The 17,136-nt window shown below is 62.4% G+C and carries 15 protein-coding genes and 1 pseudogene; 8 read left to right on the top strand and 8 right to left on the bottom strand.

Features of this window, described 5'->3' with window-relative positions; all coding sequences use genetic code 11:
• Window positions 1-31 precede the first annotated feature (31 nt).
• The 3 genes from ACU0FH_RS14840 to ACU0FH_RS14830 form a co-directional block, all read right to left on the bottom strand.
• Window positions 32-1,033 carry a DctP family TRAP transporter solute-binding subunit gene (locus ACU0FH_RS14840; protein WP_446195424.1) on the bottom strand — a complete coding sequence of 334 codons (1,002 nt, stop codon included), beginning with the start codon at window positions 1,031-1,033 and terminating at the stop codon, window positions 32-34.
• A gap of 258 nt (window positions 1,034-1,291) precedes the next feature.
• Entirely contained in the window at window positions 1,292-2,509 is a 1,218-nt protein-coding gene (locus ACU0FH_RS14835) for a sigma-54-dependent transcriptional regulator (protein WP_446195423.1), read from the bottom strand.
• Window positions 2,506-4,239 carry an ATP-binding protein gene (locus ACU0FH_RS14830; RefSeq protein WP_446195421.1) on the bottom strand — a complete coding sequence of 578 codons (1,734 nt, stop codon included), beginning with the start codon at window positions 4,237-4,239 and terminating at the stop codon, window positions 2,506-2,508. The genes ACU0FH_RS14835 and ACU0FH_RS14830 overlap by 4 nt, the downstream gene beginning before the upstream one ends.
• A gap of 74 nt (window positions 4,240-4,313) precedes the next feature.
• Between ACU0FH_RS14830 and ACU0FH_RS14825 the strand changes: the two genes are divergently transcribed.
• Window positions 4,314-5,510: a cytochrome P450 gene (locus ACU0FH_RS14825; RefSeq protein WP_446195420.1), complete on the top strand. Its 1,197-nt coding sequence runs from the start codon at window positions 4,314-4,316 to the stop codon at window positions 5,508-5,510.
• On the opposite strand, the gene ACU0FH_RS14820 is transcribed toward ACU0FH_RS14825, so the two are convergent.
• Both ACU0FH_RS14820 and ACU0FH_RS14815 read right to left on the bottom strand, forming a co-directional pair.
• On the bottom strand, window positions 5,511-5,906 hold the full coding sequence (locus tag ACU0FH_RS14820) for a VOC family protein (RefSeq protein WP_446195419.1): 396 nt from the start codon (window positions 5,904-5,906) through the stop codon (window positions 5,511-5,513).
• 79 nt (window positions 5,907-5,985) lie between these two features.
• Window positions 5,986-6,462 carry an Lrp/AsnC family transcriptional regulator gene (locus tag ACU0FH_RS14815; protein ID WP_446195418.1) on the bottom strand — a complete coding sequence of 159 codons (477 nt, stop codon included), beginning with the start codon at window positions 6,460-6,462 and terminating at the stop codon, window positions 5,986-5,988.
• Window positions 6,463-6,608: 146 nt separating this feature from the next.
• On the opposite strand from ACU0FH_RS14815, the gene cysG reads away from it, so the two are divergent.
• The 6 genes from cysG to ACU0FH_RS14785 all read left to right on the top strand — a co-directional run bounded on the left by cysG (window position 6,609) and on the right by ACU0FH_RS14785 (window position 12,112).
• A complete protein-coding gene (gene cysG, locus ACU0FH_RS14810) occupies window positions 6,609-8,003 on the top strand; it encodes a siroheme synthase CysG (protein WP_446195417.1) in 1,395 nt (464 codons plus the stop codon).
• On the top strand, window positions 8,003-8,308 hold the full coding sequence (locus ACU0FH_RS14805; RefSeq protein ID WP_446195416.1) for a DUF2849 domain-containing protein: 306 nt from the start codon (window positions 8,003-8,005) through the stop codon (window positions 8,306-8,308). The genes cysG and ACU0FH_RS14805 overlap by 1 nt, the downstream gene beginning before the upstream one ends.
• A gap of 52 nt (window positions 8,309-8,360) precedes the next feature.
• A complete protein-coding gene (locus ACU0FH_RS14800) occupies window positions 8,361-10,025 on the top strand; it encodes a nitrite/sulfite reductase (RefSeq protein ID WP_446195415.1) in 1,665 nt (554 codons plus the stop codon).
• A 7-nt stretch (window positions 10,026-10,032) separates the two neighbouring features.
• Complete coding sequence (locus tag ACU0FH_RS14795; protein ID WP_446195618.1) at window positions 10,033-10,788, top strand: phosphoadenylyl-sulfate reductase; 756 nt, start codon at window positions 10,033-10,035, stop codon at window positions 10,786-10,788.
• The gene (locus ACU0FH_RS14790) at window positions 10,785-11,192 is read left to right on the top strand and encodes a DUF934 domain-containing protein (protein ID WP_446195414.1); all 408 of its coding nucleotides are present in this window, start codon (window positions 10,785-10,787) and stop codon (window positions 11,190-11,192) included. Before ACU0FH_RS14795 ends, ACU0FH_RS14790 begins: the two co-directional genes overlap by 4 nt.
• Window positions 11,193-11,263: 71 nt before the next feature.
• Window positions 11,264-12,112, top strand: a complete 849-nt coding sequence (locus ACU0FH_RS14785; protein WP_446195413.1) for a ferredoxin--NADP reductase — start codon at window positions 11,264-11,266, stop codon at window positions 12,110-12,112.
• A gap of 79 nt (window positions 12,113-12,191) precedes the next feature.
• On the opposite strand, the gene ACU0FH_RS14780 is transcribed toward ACU0FH_RS14785, so the two are convergent.
• Entirely contained in the window at window positions 12,192-12,794 is a 603-nt protein-coding gene (locus ACU0FH_RS14780; protein ID WP_446195412.1) for a hypothetical protein, read from the bottom strand.
• 251 nt (window positions 12,795-13,045) lie between these two features.
• On the opposite strand from ACU0FH_RS14780, the gene infC reads away from it, so the two are divergent.
• Window positions 13,046-13,636, top strand: coding sequence for a translation initiation factor IF-3 (infC, locus tag ACU0FH_RS14775; protein ID WP_238369063.1), 591 nt, complete (start codon window positions 13,046-13,048; stop codon window positions 13,634-13,636).
• 86 nt (window positions 13,637-13,722) lie between these two features.
• Here the strand turns inward: infC and ACU0FH_RS14770 are convergent, their stop codons facing one another.
• Window positions 13,723-14,511, bottom strand: coding sequence for an FAD binding domain-containing protein (locus ACU0FH_RS14770; protein ID WP_238369064.1), 789 nt, complete (start codon window positions 14,509-14,511; stop codon window positions 13,723-13,725).
• 157 nt (window positions 14,512-14,668) lie between these two features.
• Window positions 14,669-17,029: pseudogene (locus ACU0FH_RS14765) on the bottom strand (xanthine dehydrogenase family protein molybdopterin-binding subunit); the annotation flags it as partial.
• Window positions 17,030-17,136: the final 107 nt, after the last annotated feature.

The raw sequence follows: 17,136 nt of genomic DNA, 5'->3' as shown, positions 1-17,136 counted from the left end.
GCCAGCCGGTTCCGGCTGGCGCTGTGGCCGATTACATCGACTCGTTGATGGATTGCGCGGCGGCGATATTGTCTTCGCCCACGTCGCCTTCGAACTTCTCCCAGACCGGCTTCATCGCGTTGACCCAGTGGGCGCGCTGCTCGGGGGTCAGCTCACGCACGACGCCGCCCGCTTCGATGATCGCCGCCTTGGCTTCCTCGTTGACCTTGAAGGACTCGCCGTTACGGGTCTCGGTCACTTCGCGCAGGATGGTCTGCATCTGGTCGCGCACATCCGCGTCCAGCGATTCCCACCAGTCGACGCTGGTCACGACCAGATAGTCGAGAACACCGTGATTGGTTTCGGTCACACCGTCCTGAACTTCAAAGAACTTCTGGCCGTAGATGTTCGACCATGTGTTCTCCTGCCCGTCGACAACGCCGGTCTGCAGGGCGCCGTAAACCTCGGAAAAGGCCATCGGCTGCGGGCTGGCATCCAGCGCTTCCATCTGAGCGACCAGCACGTCGCTCGGCTGGACGCGGAACTTGAGCCCGGCTGCATCGCCCGGCTCAAGCAGCGGTTTCTTGGCCGAGAACTGCTTCATGCCGTTGTGCCAGAATTCCAGTCCCAGAAGGCCACGGCGCGCCATGGATTCCTTCATCGCCTGACCGGTTTCAGAGGCCTGGAAGGCATCGACCGCTTCAATGTTCTTGAACATGAAAGGCAGGTCGAAAATGCGGAACTGCTTGGTGAAGGTTTCGAATTTCGAAAGGCTGGGCGCGGCCATCTGTACGTCGCCCTGAAGCATCGCTTCAAGAACCTGGTCATCGTTGTAGAGTGTCGAGTTCGGGTAGACCTCGACACAGGCTTTGCCGTTCATCTCTTCGTTCACGCGTTCCTGGAACAGCGAGGCCGCGATCCCCTTGGGGTGACGGTCGGTGTTTGTGACATGCGCGAACTTGACGACAACTTCGCCGTCGTCACATTGCGCGAAACCGGCGGTTGCCGAAACGCTCAGCGTCAGGGCCGCCACAGCAGCGGTTGCAAACTTCATTGGATACTCCTCCCGAGCTATGTCTTCCGGATTGCTCCGGTGGCATCGTGATTCGATGCGCTGAGGTCAGTGAACAGAATCAGCATCAACCGCTCAAGAACGCAGCGCGGCGATGGCGCGGTTGGAAAAATTATTAATTTTTTCATCGTGTTACGGAACGCTTTGCACGGAAAGCGCCGATTGAGTCAGCTCGCGAGTGCGAAAATCCACACAAGCCCGGCGGCACACTGTGCGGGAATCCGCACATTTCCACTTGCCCTATCGGCGGAAGTCTTCCGGGCGAATCCCGTATTTCGTCAATTTGTCGTAGAAGGTCTTTCGCGGCAGTTTCAGCGCCTTAGCTGCTTCCGAGGCATGGCCGTTCTGCCGCCCGAGCGCCGCGACGAGCAGGGCGCGCTCGACCCGCGCCATCTGCTCGACAAGGCCAAGACCGGCGGCCTCGCTAACCTCCTCGGGCATGCCCAGTACGAAGCGCATCGCGGCACTCATCAGGGAACGCGCATTGCCCGGCCAGTCCTGCGCCATGAGCGAGGCGAGGTGTTCAGGCGAAATTTCGGGCGGACGGACCCCGGATTGCTCGGCCGCCTGTGCCACGTAGCGGCGGAACAGCACCGGGATATCGTCGGGCCGCTCGGCAAGCGACGGAATGCGCACCCGGCTCACGTCCAACCGGTAAAAAAGGTCAGCGTTCAGCGTCTTCTCATTCGGCTCGACAGTGCTGCCTGCCATGACACGGGTGGCGTGGCGTTGCTCCAATGCTTCGATCAGCGCGATCTGCGTGTCCGCCGGGAGGCGTGTGATCTCGTCCAGGAACAGCGCCCCGCCCCGGCTTGCCTCGAGCGCCTCGTGCAGCCCGGAGCGGTCCAGCCCGTCGGCCGCGCGTTTCTCGAACGGCGCCTGAGCCCGTGGCGAGCACATATGGATCACTTCGGCGATCTTCGAAATGCCGCTGCCCGGAGGGCCGCTGACCAGCACCTCGCTGTCAGTCTGTGCCACGCGACGCACCCGCGCCCGCAGCCCTTCGGCCAGCGCCGAGACTCCGAATATCAGCCGCGCCGCAGGGTCGCCCGCCTCGCTCATCGCCTGTTCGGCCCGCGCCTCAAGCACTTTGCGTCGCAGGGCCAGCGCCCGGTTCATCACGTCGACCAGATCGGCGGGCGCGCAGGGCTTTTCAAGGAAATCAAAGGCCCCCTGCTCCATCGCGGCGACCGCCATCGGGATATCCGCCTCGCCGGTCAAAAGCACCACGGGCAGGTCCTCATCCACCGCGCGGGCATGGCCCAAAAGGTGAAACCCGTCGCGCCCGGGCATGCGGATATCCGAAAGGATCACGCCCGGAAAATCGCGGGTGATGTGATCCTTGGCCGCGACGAATGACCCGGCGACGATGGGTGTCAGGGCGGCGAGTTCCAGCGTCTGCGCCAGCGCCTCGCGCACGGCGCTATCGTCTTCGACCAGAAGCACCATATCGCTCATGCGGCCTGTTCCTCTTGCCAGGGTTCAAGATGCACGGTGAATTCCGCGCCGCCAGCCTCGCTGTTGCGGCCACGGATATCGCCGCCGAAACTCTGCACGAGACCGTATGAGATCGAAAGTCCCAGACCCATGCCCTCGGAAAGACCCACGGCTTTCGTGGTGTAAAACGGGTCGAAAATCTTTTCCGGATCGTCGATGCCGGGGCCGGTGTCGCGCAGCAGCACGGTCAACGGCGGCCCCTGATCTATCGCGACAGTGAGGCTCTTGTCGCTCTGGTTCTGCATCGCGTCGATTGCGTTGGTCACGAGGTTGAGGAACACCTGCCCCAGACGCACCTCGCCGCCCCGCGCCCAGACCGGGCCCGAGGGACGGTCGTAGTGTAGTGTGACGCCTTCCTGTTCCAGCCGCGCCGAGACCATTTCCAGCACGCTGTCGAAAGCCGCCACCACGTCGACCCGGCGCGGTGTTTCGCTTTCCTGCCGCGAGAAGGTGCGCAGGTTCTGGATGATCCGGCCCATACGCCGCGCCAGTTCGGAGATCCGGCCAAGGTTGGCGGCGGCCACATCATCACGGCCACGCTCAAGATATTGCGCCCCGTTCTCGGCGAAGGAACGGATTGCCATGAGCGGCTGGTTCAGCTCGTGGCTTATGCCCGCGCTCATCTGGCCCAGTGCCGAGAGTTTGCCCGCCTGCACGAGATCCGCCTGCGCGCGGGTCAGCGCGGCCTCGGCCTCTTGCCGCTCGGCGATTTCGCGGCGCAACCGGGTGTTGGTGGTCGATAGAGCGCGGGTGCGTTGCGCCACCCGGGCCTCGAGCACGGCATTGGCCTCGGCCAGAGTGCGCCGCCGGATCGTTGCCACGAAAAGCGTCGCGCCAAAGGCAAGGCAGATTGCCGCCACCGCCGCGGCCTGCAACCCTGCCAGCCGCCGCGCCGGGGCGATATCGACAAGCACCTCGCCGGTCAGACCCACCGTGGGCATGGACTGCGCCAGATGCAGCGCCCTTGCAGGCAGATACGGACCCCAGCCCATCTCCCATATCTCGTGGCCCGAAAACGTCCATGTCCGAAACGCGCCCGCCGTGCCATCGGGTGCCACAAGTCCGATGCCCCCTTCGGGACGGTCCCATCCCAGCAGTTCCGAGCGGTTGGTGACAAAAACATCGCCGCTGACATCAGTGAAAAGGACCGCCGGGTTGTCGCCGCGCCATGCCTGTTCGATCAGCTCGATATCGGCCACGAAAACCAATGCCCCACGCACCGCGCCGTCCGGTGCGAAAATGGGCGCGGCAAAGAAATAGGCGCGCTCTCCCCCGGCCTGCCCATGCCCGCGCCCAAGGGCACCCTGCGTCGCCCGCCGGAAATAGGGCGTGCCGCTGATGTCTTCGGGGCTGTCCACTTCGGCGCTGGCAATGACCCGGCCATCGCGATCCGCATAGATGATGTCCATCGCACCAGTCTTGTCGGCCACCTCGCGCAAAAGTCCGTTGGCGGCCCCTACCCGTTCCGGCAGATCAAGCCGCTCTAGCTCTGGATGGTCTGCCATCAGCACGGCAAGTTCCTGATATGTCTGCAGTTGCGTCGCCAGACGATCACTCGCCAGCGCCAGATCAGATTCCGCGCGTCGGGCAAGCTGGTCGAGCGCCTGATCGTAGCCATAGCGCCAGACCACACCGGTCAGCGCTGCGACGGCCAGCAGAAAGACCGGCACGACTAGGTTGAAAGGTTTCATCCAGCTTTTCATCGCGCACAGACTATCAGGCGCGGGCTTGCATTGACCAGTGTCGCCTGACAAAGCTCTGCCGCATGAAGCAGTTGCGCCAATCCCCGGGTGATCCCGCGTTCGTCCAGAACCCCTATCCGTTCTACGCGGCAGCGCGCGCAGAGGGGCATCTGCATCATTGGACCGATTATGGGATGGTCGCCGCCTTTTCACACGAAGCGGTCAGTTTACTGCTGCGCGACAAGCGGATGGGTCGCGAGGTGCCGCCCGAAATGGCGCAGCCGCCACGCCCCGAGCTGGCCGCCTTTGACGCGATCGAGGCGCATTCCATGCTGGAAATCGAAGCGCCGCGCCACACAAGGCTGCGCGGGCTGGTGCTGCGCGCCTTTACCTCGCGCGCCATCGCCGCGTTGGCCGGCGATATCGAAACTCTCTGTCATGAGCTGATCGATGGTTTCCCGCCGGAGCCTTTCGATCTGCTCCCCACCTATTGCACCGAGATCCCGCTGCGCACCATCGCGCGGCTGCTTGGTGTGCCCGAGGATATGTGCCCGAACCTGCTCGCGTGGTCGCATGCGATGGTCGCGATGTATCAGGCCGAAACGCCCCCCGGCACCGCGGAGGCCGCCAACCGCGCGAGCGCCGAGTTCACCGCCTATCTGACCGATTTCATCGAACACCGCCGGCAAGCGATGCAGGATTCGCCGCCCGATGACCTGATCACGCGGCTGATCACGGTGCAGCAATCCGATGGCGACCGGCTGAGCATGGAGGAGTTGATCGCGACCTGCGTTCTCTTGCTGAACGCCGGGCACGAAGCAACGGTGCACAGCCTTGGCAACGGCATCAAGGCGCTGGTAGAGCATGGGTTTGTCGTGGAGTGCCTGACCGATGAAACCGTGGCGGGCACGGTAGAAGAGATCCTGCGCTATGACCCGCCGCTGCATATGTTCCAGCGTTATGCCTACGAGGATTTCGAGGCTTTCGGACATGCTTTCAAACGTGGCAATCAGGTCGCGCTCTTGCTGGGGGCGGCCAATCGTGACCCGGCCATCTGGCCCGATCCGGACCGGTTCGACCCGACGCGCAAACCTCTGACCCATTCCGCATTCGGGGGCGGTGCGCATTTCTGCGTTGGCGCGCCGCTGGCGCGGCTGGAAATGCAAATCGCGCTGCAGGTACTGTTCCGGCGCTGCCCGGATCTGTCACTGGCACAGGCTCCTGCATACGCCGACAGCTACCATTTCCACGGGCTGTCGGCGCTGATGATCAGGGCCTGATCAGGCGAAACGCCCGCTGCGCTGAAGCACTTCGATCTGGTAGCCATCGGGATCGGCCACAAAGAAGAACCGTGCAATCAGCACACCGTCGCGCTCGAATTCCACGATTTTGCGCGGGGCGTAACCCGCCGCCTCGAACCTTGCGTGTTCGGCGTCCAGATCATCGACGCTGAATGCCATGTGGCCATAGCCATCGCCAAGGTCGTAAGGCTCGGTGCGGGCCTTGTTGATGGTCAGCTCAAGCTCATGCCCCGCCTCTTCGTTCCAGAGATAGACCAGCGTGAAATCGTCGAAATCCAGACGGTCGCTCTGCGTCAGCCCGAAAGCGTCGCGGTAAAAGGCGACCGAAAGATCTTCGTCCAAGACGCGGATCATCGTGTGAATGGCTTTGGCCATGGGCGGTCCTTTCCTTAAGGTCTGGCCCCGCTATAGGCCTCTCGCTCGCGGCTTTCCACCCCGCCCAGTTATATTGAAATCAGGTGGAAATCTGGTCGATCGGCAGCATCGTGGTCGATTTGATTTCCTCCATCGACAGGAGGGCTGTTACGTTATGCACCCGCACTTCCGATATCAGCGCCTGATAAAACTGGTCATAGGCGCGGGCGTTCTTGACGCGCACCTTCAGGATATAGTCGATGTCGCCCGCCAGCCGGTGGGCCTCTTGTACCTCGGGGCGGTCGCGCAGCGCCTTGAGGAAGGTCGCCTGCCATTCCGCCTCATGCTCGGAGGTGCGGATCAGCACGAAAAAGCAGGCCTCGAAACCCAGCGCCTCGGCATCCAGAACCACGGTCTGCTGACCCATGATCCCAGCCTCGCGCAGCTTGCGGATACGATTCCAGACCGGGGTCTTGGAAGACCCGACAGCCTTAGCGATATCGTCAAGCGACTGGCTGGCGTCGCGCTGCACTTCGGCCAGAATTTTCCGATCCACGTCGTCGATGCGAACTGACATTCCTGTTTCTTTCCTTGTTTGGGTCGATTGTCCCGACTTGGCGCCTGATTGGAACGAACGTCCTTATTTGACAACCCCCGTAGCAGTATGGAGGGAATATTTCCTATATTGCAGGTCAAGTCAAACAAACGGGTGGAGCCTGCGCGATGCAACATTTCCCGATCTTCCTCGCTGTCCAGGGCCAGCGCATCACCCTTTCGGGCGGTGGTGAGGCCGCGCTTGCCAAGCTGCGCCTGCTGACGAAGACAGAGGCGCGGATCGACGTCTATGCCGCCGCTCCTGCCCCGGAGATCGAGACATGGGCAAGCGAGGGCAAGCTAACGCTGACCCGCCGCGCGCTTGCCGAGGGCGATGTGGACGGCTCGGCGCTGTTCTATGCCGCTGACGAGGATGAGGTCGAAGACGCCCGCACCGCAGAGCTTGCCCGCGCTGCCGGTGTGCTGGTCAACGTGGTCGACAACCTGCACGACAGTCAGTTCATTACGCCCGCCATCGTCGATCGTGACCCTGTCACAGTCGCCATCGGCACCGAGGGCGCGGCCCCCGTGCTGGCCCGTGCGATCAAGGCCGATCTCGAGGCGCGTCTGCCGGTGACGCTCGGTCCGCTGGCGCGGATCGGCAAAGGATTTCGCAAACTGGCCGAGGCACTGCCCTTTGGCCGTCCGCGCCGCGATTTCTGGGCCGATTACTATTTCAATGCCGGCCCCCGCGCGATGGATGAGGGCGGCGAAACCGCCGTTCGCCCGGCGCTTCAATCGCTGCTGAACGATCACCTGACGCGTCCGCAGCGCGACGGCCACGTCGCCTTTGTCGGCGCCGGTCCGGGCGATCCGGAACTGCTGACGCTCAAGGCCCGCCGTGCGCTGGACGAGGCCGACGTGGTGATCTACGACCGCCTGATCTCCAAGGAAATCCTTGAACTTGCCCGCCGCGAGGCGCTGATGCTCGATGTTGGCAAGGAAGGCTTTGGCCCCTCGACCCCGCAGGAGGTCATCAACGACCTTTTGGTTGAGCACGCCCGCAAAGGCGCGCAGGTCGTGCGGCTGAAATCCGGCGACAGCACCGTGTTCGGACGGCTGGATGAGGAAATCGATGCCTGCGACACGGCGGGTGTCACCTGGCATATCGTGCCGGGCATCACCGCTGCTTCGGCTGCCGTGGCCGGGATTGGCCAGAGCCTGACGAAACGGGGCCGCAACGCGTCCGTGAGGTTCCTGACCGGCCATGACATGAGAGGTTTTGCCGATCACGACTGGGCCACGCTCGCGCGCCCGGGCGAGGTTGCCGCGATCTACATGGGTAAGAAATCCGCCCGTTTCATCCAGGGCCGCCTGATCATGCACGGGGCCGACCGCGCCACGCCGATCACCGTGATCGAAAACGCCTCGCGCCCCGATCAGCGCATTCTTTCGACAACGCTCGACACCCTGCCGACCGATCTGGCCGAGGCCGAAATGACCGGCCCTGCCCTTACATTTTACGGCCTCGCCCCGCGCGCGGCTGCCCTTGCCCTGCCAGAGATGCAAAAGGAACTCGCCTGATGGCCCGCCCCTTTACCCCCAAAGTCGTCACCGCAAATGCCCTTCTTGAAGGCGACGTGATCTACCAGACCGCCGATGACCGTTGGTCGCGCTCGCTGTCCGAGGCCGAGGTGCTGCGCGACGAGGCACTGGCCAAGCAACGGCTCGATTTCGCCGCGCAACAGGCGGGCGAAGTGGTTGGTGCCTATCTGGCCGAGGTCAAGATCGGTGCGAACGGTCCCGAGCCCACACATTTCCGCGAGGAATTCCGCCTCACCGGCCCGTCGAATTATTTCCACGGCAAACAGGCCGAAACCGCCTCCTGATCCGAACAAGACCCATCCGACGCCCCGCGCGGGGCTGGCGAAAGGAACGACCATGTATCAATACACCGATTTCGACCGTGATTTCCTTGCGGAACGCAACGCCCAATTCCGCGCGCAGGTCGAGCGCCGCATCGACGGCTCGCTGACCGAGGACGAATTCAAGCCGCTGCGCCTGATGAACGGCGTCTACCTGCAATTGCACGCCTATATGCTGCGCGTGGCGATCCCCTATGGCACGCTGAACTCGGCGCAGATGCGCCAGCTCGCGCTGCTGGCGGAGAAGTGGGACAAGGGTTATGGCCACTTCACCACCCGCCAGAACATCCAGTATAACTGGCCGCAGCTGCGCGACATTCCAGATATGCTCGACGCGCTCGCCGAGGTTGGCCTGCACGCGATCCAGACCAGCGGCAACACGATCCGCAACGTGACGGCGGACCATTTCGCCGGGGCCGTGGGCGATGAAATCGCCGACCCGCGCCCGGTGGCCGAGCTGATCCGCCAATGGTCGACCGATCACCCGGAATTCCAGTTCCTGGGCCGCAAGTTCAAGATCGCCGTGACCGGGGCCGAGCATGACCGCGCCGTGACCCGCGCCCATGACATCGGGCTGCGCATGGTGCGCCGAAACGGTCAGCCGGGTTATGAAGTGATCGTCGGTGGCGGTCTGGGCCGGACGCCGATGATCGGCAAGGTGATCCGCGAATTCCTCTCGCAAGAGGATCTGCTGCCCTACCTGGAATCCGTGCTTGCGGTTTATAACCAGCTTGGCCGCCGCGATAACAAGTACAAGGCGCGCATCAAGATCACCGTGCATGAAAACGGGATCGAAAAGATCCGCGAACTGGTCGAGGCCGAATTCCCCGCCCGTCGCGCGCGCTTCAGCGGTATCGATCAGGTGTTGCTTGCCAAGTTCGAGGCGGCCTTTGCCAATCCGGATTTCCGCACCGCCTCGACCGATGTCTACGACGTCGCGCACGGTTCCGACCCCGTGTTTCGTGCCTGGGCCGATACCAACCTTTTCGCGCACAAGGCGCCGGGCTATGCGATTGTTTCGATCAGCCTCAAGGCGCACGGCAAGACCCCCGGCGACGCGACGGCCGAGCAGATGCGCGTGATGGCGGATCTGGCCGAGCAATACGGCCATGACGAGCTGCGCATCAGCCATGAGCAGAACGTGATCCTGCCGCATGTCCACAAATCGGATCTGCCCGCTCTGCACGCGACGCTGAAAAAGCACGGGCTGGCGACTGCGAATATCGGGCTGATCTCGGATATCATCGCCTGCCCCGGCATGGACTACTGCGCGCTGGCCACGGCCCGGTCGATCCCGATCGCGCAGGAAATCGCAACCCGTTTCGACGAACTCAAGCTGGAGCACGATGTCGGCCCGCTCAAGATCAAGATCTCGGGCTGCATCAATGCCTGCGGCCACCACCACGTGGGCCATATCGGCATTCTCGGGCTCGACCGCGCGGGCGTGGAAAACTACCAGATCACGCTGGGCGGTGACGGCACCGAGGACGCGACCATCGGCGAACGCGCCGGTCCGGGTTTTTCGGCCGACGAGATCGTGCCTGCCATCGAACGGCTGGTGCTTGGCTATCTCGACCTGCGCGACAGCCGCGAGGAAACCTTTCTCGACGCCTACCGCCGGTTGGGGGCCGCGCCCTTCAAGGCCGCGCTCTACCCCGAGGCCCGGGCCGATGCCGCTTGATCGCCCGATGATCCCCCCCTTGGACAAGTCGTCCGACGCACCGGTCGATCCCGCACTGGCCGAGCGCGTCGCGGCGCTGAACGCCCGGTTCCGCCATCACAGCGCGACCGAGGTGATGAAGGGTGCCATGCGCGATGCTGGCCATATCGCGCTGGTGTCGAGCTTTGGCGCGGAATCCGTCGTGCTGTTGCACATGGCCGCCGTGATCGACCGCAAAGTGCCGGTGCTGTTCATCGACACCGAGATGCTGTTTACCGAAACGCTGGTCTACCAGTCCGAGGTGAGCGAGCGTCTGGGGCTGAAAAACGTGCGCATCATCCGTGCGGCGGATATTGCAAAGCATGACCCGGACAACACGTTGCACCAGCGCGATACGGATGCCTGCTGCGCCCTGCGGAAAACCGTGCCGCTGAACAACGCGCTCGCGGAATTCGACGGCTGGATCACCGGGCGCAAACGGTTCCAGTCCGGCACCCGCGCCGCGCTCGATTTTTTCGAGATCGAGGAGGGCACGGGCCGGATCAAGGTCAACCCGCTGGCGCACTGGGCGCCCGAGGACGTGCGAAACTACATGGAAGAAAACCGCCTGCCGCGTCACCCGCTGGTGGCCAAGGGCTATCCCTCAATCGGCTGCGCACCCTGCACCTCGCCGGTGAAGCCCGGCGAAGACCCGCGTGCCGGGCGCTGGCGCGATCAGGACAAGGAAGAATGCGGCATCCATTTTGTGAATGGCAAGATGGTGCGAACAGGAGCGACATCATGAGCTTTATCGTAAAAGACACCGGATTCACGTCCGACGATTGGAAGGGCGGCTTTGCCACCGCCGAGGAACGCCCGAACGAGGCGCGCGGGCTCGACCTGCCCTCGGATGCGGATGTGACGGAGCTAGGCCCCCTGCTGGATCACGTCGAGATGATCCGCGTGGATTTCCCGAGCTTTGCCGACGGACGCGGGTTCACCATCGCCCGTCGGCTGCGGCTGATGGGTTTTACCGGGCGGCTGCGGGCCAAGGGCCACGTGATCGCCGATCAATACGCAATGGCGCGCCGGTCCGGTTTCGACGAGGTCGAGATCGACGAAGCCCTGGCTGCCCGTCAACCGGAAGATCAGTGGCTCGCCCGCGCAAATTGGAAGCAACACGACTATCAGGCAAGGCTGCGCGGCTAAACGCCCCTTTCCTTCCCCCCTTTCAACGCTTACTGGAAAAAGGAGCCGGTCCCCGGGGCCGGTATTCGCCTATGACCGAAATGAGACCTGTGACCGATACCGTGACCGAAGCCACTCCCGTCAAGACGCCCACCCTCCCCGACGCCCAGACCGTAACTTCGGTCAAGCACTGGACCGACCGGCTCTTTTCGTTCCGCGTGACGCGCCCGGCCTCGTTGCGCTTTCGCTCGGGCGAATTCGTGATGATCGGGTTGATGGGCGATCCGGATCCCAAGTCCGGCAAGCAGAAGCCACTGCTGCGCGCCTATTCCATCGCCTCTCCCGCCTGGGACGACGAGCTGGAGTTTTATTCGATCAAGGTGCAGGACGGCCCGTTGACCTCCAAGCTTCAGCACATCCAGCCCGGCGACCAGATCATCCTGCGTCCGAAACCCGTGGGCACGCTGGTGCATGACGCGCTGCTGCCCGGCAAGAGGCTTTGGTTCTTTGCCACCGGCACCGGTTTCGCGCCCTTCGCCTCGCTCCTGCGCGAGCCGGAAACCTATGAGAAATACGACCAGATCATCATGACCCATACCTGCCGCGACGTGGCAGAGCTCGACTATGGCCGTGAATTGGTCGAAAGCCTCAAGAAAGATCCGCTGATCGGCGAGCTGGTCGGCGACAAGGTCAAGTACTACCCGACTACCACCCGCGAGCAGAGCCCCAAGATGGGCCGCATCACCAATCTGCTGCGCGATGGCACCGTGTTTACGGATCTGGGAATCGACCCCATCAACCCCGAAACCGATCGGGGCATGGTTTGCGGCAGCCTCGATTTCAACAAGGATATGAAGGACGTGCTCGAAGGTTTTGGCCTGCGTGAAGGCGCCAATTCCGATCCCAAGGAATACGTTGTCGAAAAGGCCTTTGTCGGGTAATTCCTGCGCTCATTTCCGAACGAAAAAGGCGACCCCCTGGGTCGCCTTTTTCGTGTCTAATTCGGTCAGTTAAAGCCGCTCAGGCGGACCAGTCCCGATATCCCGGTCCCAGCGTTCCGATGAAAACCAGCGTAAAGAAGAACAAGGTCGGAAGGGAGGTTTCACGGAACAGCGGCAGCGTGTCAAAGGCGCGCGCATCCGCGAGCAGCAGAAAGAAGAGGCCCCCTGAAACAATCACACCCAAGATTGCGGCGACAAAGCTGAAATCCGATCCGCTCTGCCATGTCGCCAGCCGAAAACACAGCAGAAGAAAGCCAAGCGAGGTGCCTATGGCCATCCGGTCATCAAGACCGACATTCACGCCGAACAACTCTTCGAGCTTCACGCCATGCAATAAGGTGCCCAGAAGGATATTCATCCCGACAATGGCCGCCACCGCGCCCAGCAGGAACATGCCCAGCACCCGGCGGTACGCGGCTTTTCCCGAAAGCAGGTACGCCGCACCGCAGGCGATAATGAAACAGACACTCGTACTTGGGACCATCGCATGCGCATCCGAGCGCAACCGCACCAGCCAGTCGATATCCATTCCCCATCCGACCAGAAGGACAAGAAAGGCCAGCGCCCCGACGACTCCAAGCGCCTTTTCTGAAACATCGCGGAAAAGACTTATCCCTAGCATCCTCGAACACCCGCACTCTTGAACTCTTGAAATGAAATGCACCGAATCTTTTCCAGACTCCGGCACGTCATGTAAAATACCCGGAAACGCGGCAGGTTCAAAATAAAATGGAACCTAGTCGCACCGAAATGCGTTAGGTGACGCGGATGCGCGAATTCTGGGAGTGATGCGGGTTTAACCTGCAAGATTTGCATCTCCGCAGGCTTTTCACCGGATTTGCGACTTGAACCGGAACACGCCTAAGATTAGGTTTGCACTTCATTAATTACAACGATCAAAGGACCGATTCCATAGCCCGCAGACCTCATAACGCGCCCCCGACCAGAGAAACCGGCCCGCGCGTCAACGAAAAGATCCGTGCAAACGAAATCCGCCTGATCGGCGCTGATGGCGACAATGTAGGCGTCGTGACCCCCGAACGTGCGATGCAGATGGCCGAAGAAGCCGGCCTCGACCTTGTCGAGATCTCGCCGAACGCGACCCCGCCCGTCTGCAAGATCATGGATTTCGGCAAGTTCAAGTACGAGACCCAGAAACGCGAGGCCGAGGCCCGCAAGAAGCAGAAGATCATCGAGGTCAAAGAGGTCAAGTTCCGTCCCAACACCGATACGCATGACTACGAAGTTAAAATGCGCAACGTGTTCAAGTTTCTGGAAAACGGTGACAAGGTAAAGATCACCCTGCGTTTCCGAGGCCGCGAGATGGCGCACCAGAACCTTGGCCGCGAGCTGCTGGAACGCGTCGCCGAAGACACCAAGGAAATCGGCAAGGTGGAAAACTTCCCAAAGATGGAAGGCCGCCAGATGATCATGCTGATCGGCCCGATGCCCAATAAGGGCTGAACCGGATACCCATTCAAAGAAAAAGCCCCGTTTTCACGGGGCTTTTTTTATTGTCTCGGGAAACCGGGGCCCTGTGCCCCGCCCCCTCAGGCCGCAGCCGTCACCGCGCGCTTGGTCATCACACCGATCAGATGGGCCCGGTATTCGGACGATCCGTGAATGTCCGAAATCATCCCCTCTGCCGAGGCGCTCAAGCCCTCCAGCGCCGATGCCGAGAAATCGCCCGACAGCGCCTCTTCCGCCTCCGTCCAGCGAAAGACGCCTTCATTCGAGGCCCCGGTCACAGCGACCCGCACGCCACCGGCGTATTTCGCGACAAACACCCCGACCAGCGGGAAACGCGACGCGGGCTGCTCGAACTTCTGATAATTTGACTTCTCCGGGATCGGGAGCTTCACCGCCGTGATGATCTCGCCCTCTTCCAGCGCCGTGGTGAACATGCCCTGGAAATAGTCATCCGCCGCGATCTCGCGCCGGTCGGTCACCACCGTCCCGCCAGACGCCAGCAATGCCGCCGGGTAACATGCCGAAGGGTCATTATTGGCAAGGCTTCCGCCCATGGTGCCGCGATTGCGCACCGCCGGGTCACCGATCTTCGACGCAAGTCCGGCCAAGCCCGGGTAATCCGCCGATGCCTCGCGTGCCACCGTCCCATGGGTGGTGCCGCCGCCGATGACCAGCTGATCGCCATCCTTCTTCACGCCCTTGATCTCGTCGATCGCCGTCAGGCTCACCAGCTTCGACGGCATCGCAAGGCGCTGCTTCATCGTCGGCAGCAGTGTCTGACCGCCGCCCAGCGCCTGCGCATCCTCTTCGGACAGCGCCTTGACCGCATCCGCGACCGTCGTGGGCTGCTCAAACTCGAAATTATACATCCGTTCGCTCCTTGAAAAACCGGGATCTTTCCCGTTTTCCTCTTGCTCCAAATACTCCGGGGGTCCGGGGGCTGGCCCCCGGCTCCGCCGCTTTCCCTCAGCTCGACGCCCCGCCGAGCGAACGCCCCTCTGCCGTTCCGTGCCCCGTCGCGGCCGCGCCGTTCATCGCGGCCCAGACCCGGGCGGGCGACATGGGCATGTCGATATGAGGCACATCCTTACCGCCCGAGTTCAGCGCGTCAATCACCGCGTTGACGACTGACGGGGGTGACCCGATGGCCCCGGCCTCGCCGCAGCCTTTCACCCCCAGCGGGTTATGGGTACAGGGCGTGGCGCAGGAATGATCCACCTCGAAATTCGGCAGGTCCGCCGCACGCGGCATGGCGTAATCCATATAGCTCGCCGAGAGCAGCTGCCCGTTTTCGTCATAGACGCAGTTCTCAAGCAGCGCCTGCCCGATTCCCTGCGCGAGACCCCCATGGACCTGTCCCGACACGATCATCGGATTGACCACGTTTCCGAAATCATCTGCCGCCATCATCCGCTCGATGGTCACCTTGCCGGTGTCCGGATCGACCTCGACCTCGCAGGCATAGGCGCCCGAGGGGTAGGTAAAGTTGCTCGGATCGTAAAAGGCGGTTTCCTCCAGCCCCGGCTCGAGATCTTCAAGCGGGTAGTTATGCGGAACATAGGCCGCGAGGCACACATCGCCCCAGGCCACGGATTTATCCGTGCCCGCCACGCTGAACGCCCCGTCTTTCAGCTCGATATCCGCGTCCGAGGCTTCCATCAGGTGGGCCGCGATCTTCTTGGCCTTGTTGATGACCTTTTCTGCGGCGCGCACCATGGCCGACCCGCCAACGGCGAGCGAACGCGAGCCATAAGTGCCCATGCCCATCGGCGTATTGGCCGTATCGCCATGCACGATCTCGACCATGCTTTCATCGATACCGATCATATCGGCGATCACCTGCGGAAAGGCCGTCTCATGCCCTTGTCCGTGGCTGTGCGAGCCGGTCATCACCACAAGCCCGCCGGTCGCGTTCACCCGAACGGTGGCCGATTCATACAAGCCCGCGCGCGCGCCAAGCTGCCCGACAAGGTTCGACGGCGCGATGCCGCAGGCCTCGATATAGCAGTTGATGCCCAGACCGCGCAGCTTGCCCTTGGCTTCGCTTTGCTTGCGCCGCTCGGCAAAGCCCGCGATGTCAGCCATCTCTTCGAGCTTGTCCATCGTCGCGCCGTAGTCGCCAGTGTCGTAGGTCACTGCGACAGGCGTGTCATACGGGAACTCGGTGATGAAATTCTGCCGACGCAGCGCGATTGGATCGACCCCAAGCTCGCGCGCCGCCTTGTCGATCACACGTTCCAGCTGATAGGTCGCCTCGGGCCGTCCGGCGCCGCGATAGGCATCCACCGGCACCGTGTTCGTGAACACCGCTTTCACGTTCACATAGATGTTCGGCGTCTTGTAATTCCCCGCCATCAGCACCCCGTGCAGCCATGTGGGCACGCTTGGCGCAAAGGTCGACAGATACGCGCCCATGTTGGCGTGGGTCTCGGTCCGGATGGCGGTAAAGTTGTTATCCGCATCCAGCGCCAGTTCAATCTTGGTCACGTGATCGCGCCCATGCGCATCCGAGATGAACGCCTCGGACCGCGAGCTTGTCCATTTCACGGGTCGGTTGATCGCCTTGGCGGCAAAGGTACAGAACGCCTCTTCGGCATAGTGGAAAATCTTGGTGCCGAAACCGCCGCCCACATCGGGGGCGACTACGCGCAGCTTGTGCTCGGGGATGCCCAGCACGAAAGCGCCCATGAGCAGGCGGATCACATGCGGGTTCTGCGAGGTGGTATAAAGCGTCGAATTGCCGGTGCCGCGTTCGAAATCGCCCACGGCGACGCGCGGCTCCATTGGGTTGGCCACCAGCCGGTTGTTGACCAGTTCAAGCGTGGTCACATGGGCCGCGTTCTGGATGGCTTCCTCGACCGCGACCTTGTTTTCCTCGACGAAACCCCAGTCATAGCAAAGGTTCGACGTCAGGTCGTCATGCACCTTGGTGGCGCCTTCCTTGAGCGCCTCTTTCATGTTGATGACGGCGGGCAGTTCCTCGAGATCGACCTCGATCGCCTCGGCCGCGTCGCGGGCCTGCTCGGCGGTGTCGGCCACCACGGCGGCAATCGGATCGCCCACATGGCGCACCTTGCCCTGTGCCAGCACCGGGTGCGGCGGCTCCTGCATGACTTCACCGTGACGGTCGGTCACCTGCCAGCCGCAGGGCAAACCGCCAATACCTTCGAAATCCTTGCCGGTAAAGATCCGCACCACGCCGGGCATGGCCTCGGCGGCGCTGGTATCTATGCCGTTGATCTTTCCATGCGCCACGTCCGAGCGCAGAAAGTAGACATGGGCCTGCCCACGAATGTTGATGTCGTCAGTATAGTTCCCGGCTCCGGTCAAAAACCGCACGTCTTCGCGCCGCTTGCTGCTGGCGCCGATGCCGCTGTCCTTTGGCATGGGTAAACTCCTCCCTGGATGGTGCACATCTTTGGCGCACCGATGATTGCTGCCCCGCCTTCCCTTCCACCTCTTGTCAGGTGTCCTCCAAAGGGGTCGGCAGGTCT

The organism is Heliomarina sp. (genome assembly GCF_052826185.1).
This window is presented reverse-complemented; position numbering and strand designations above follow the sequence as displayed.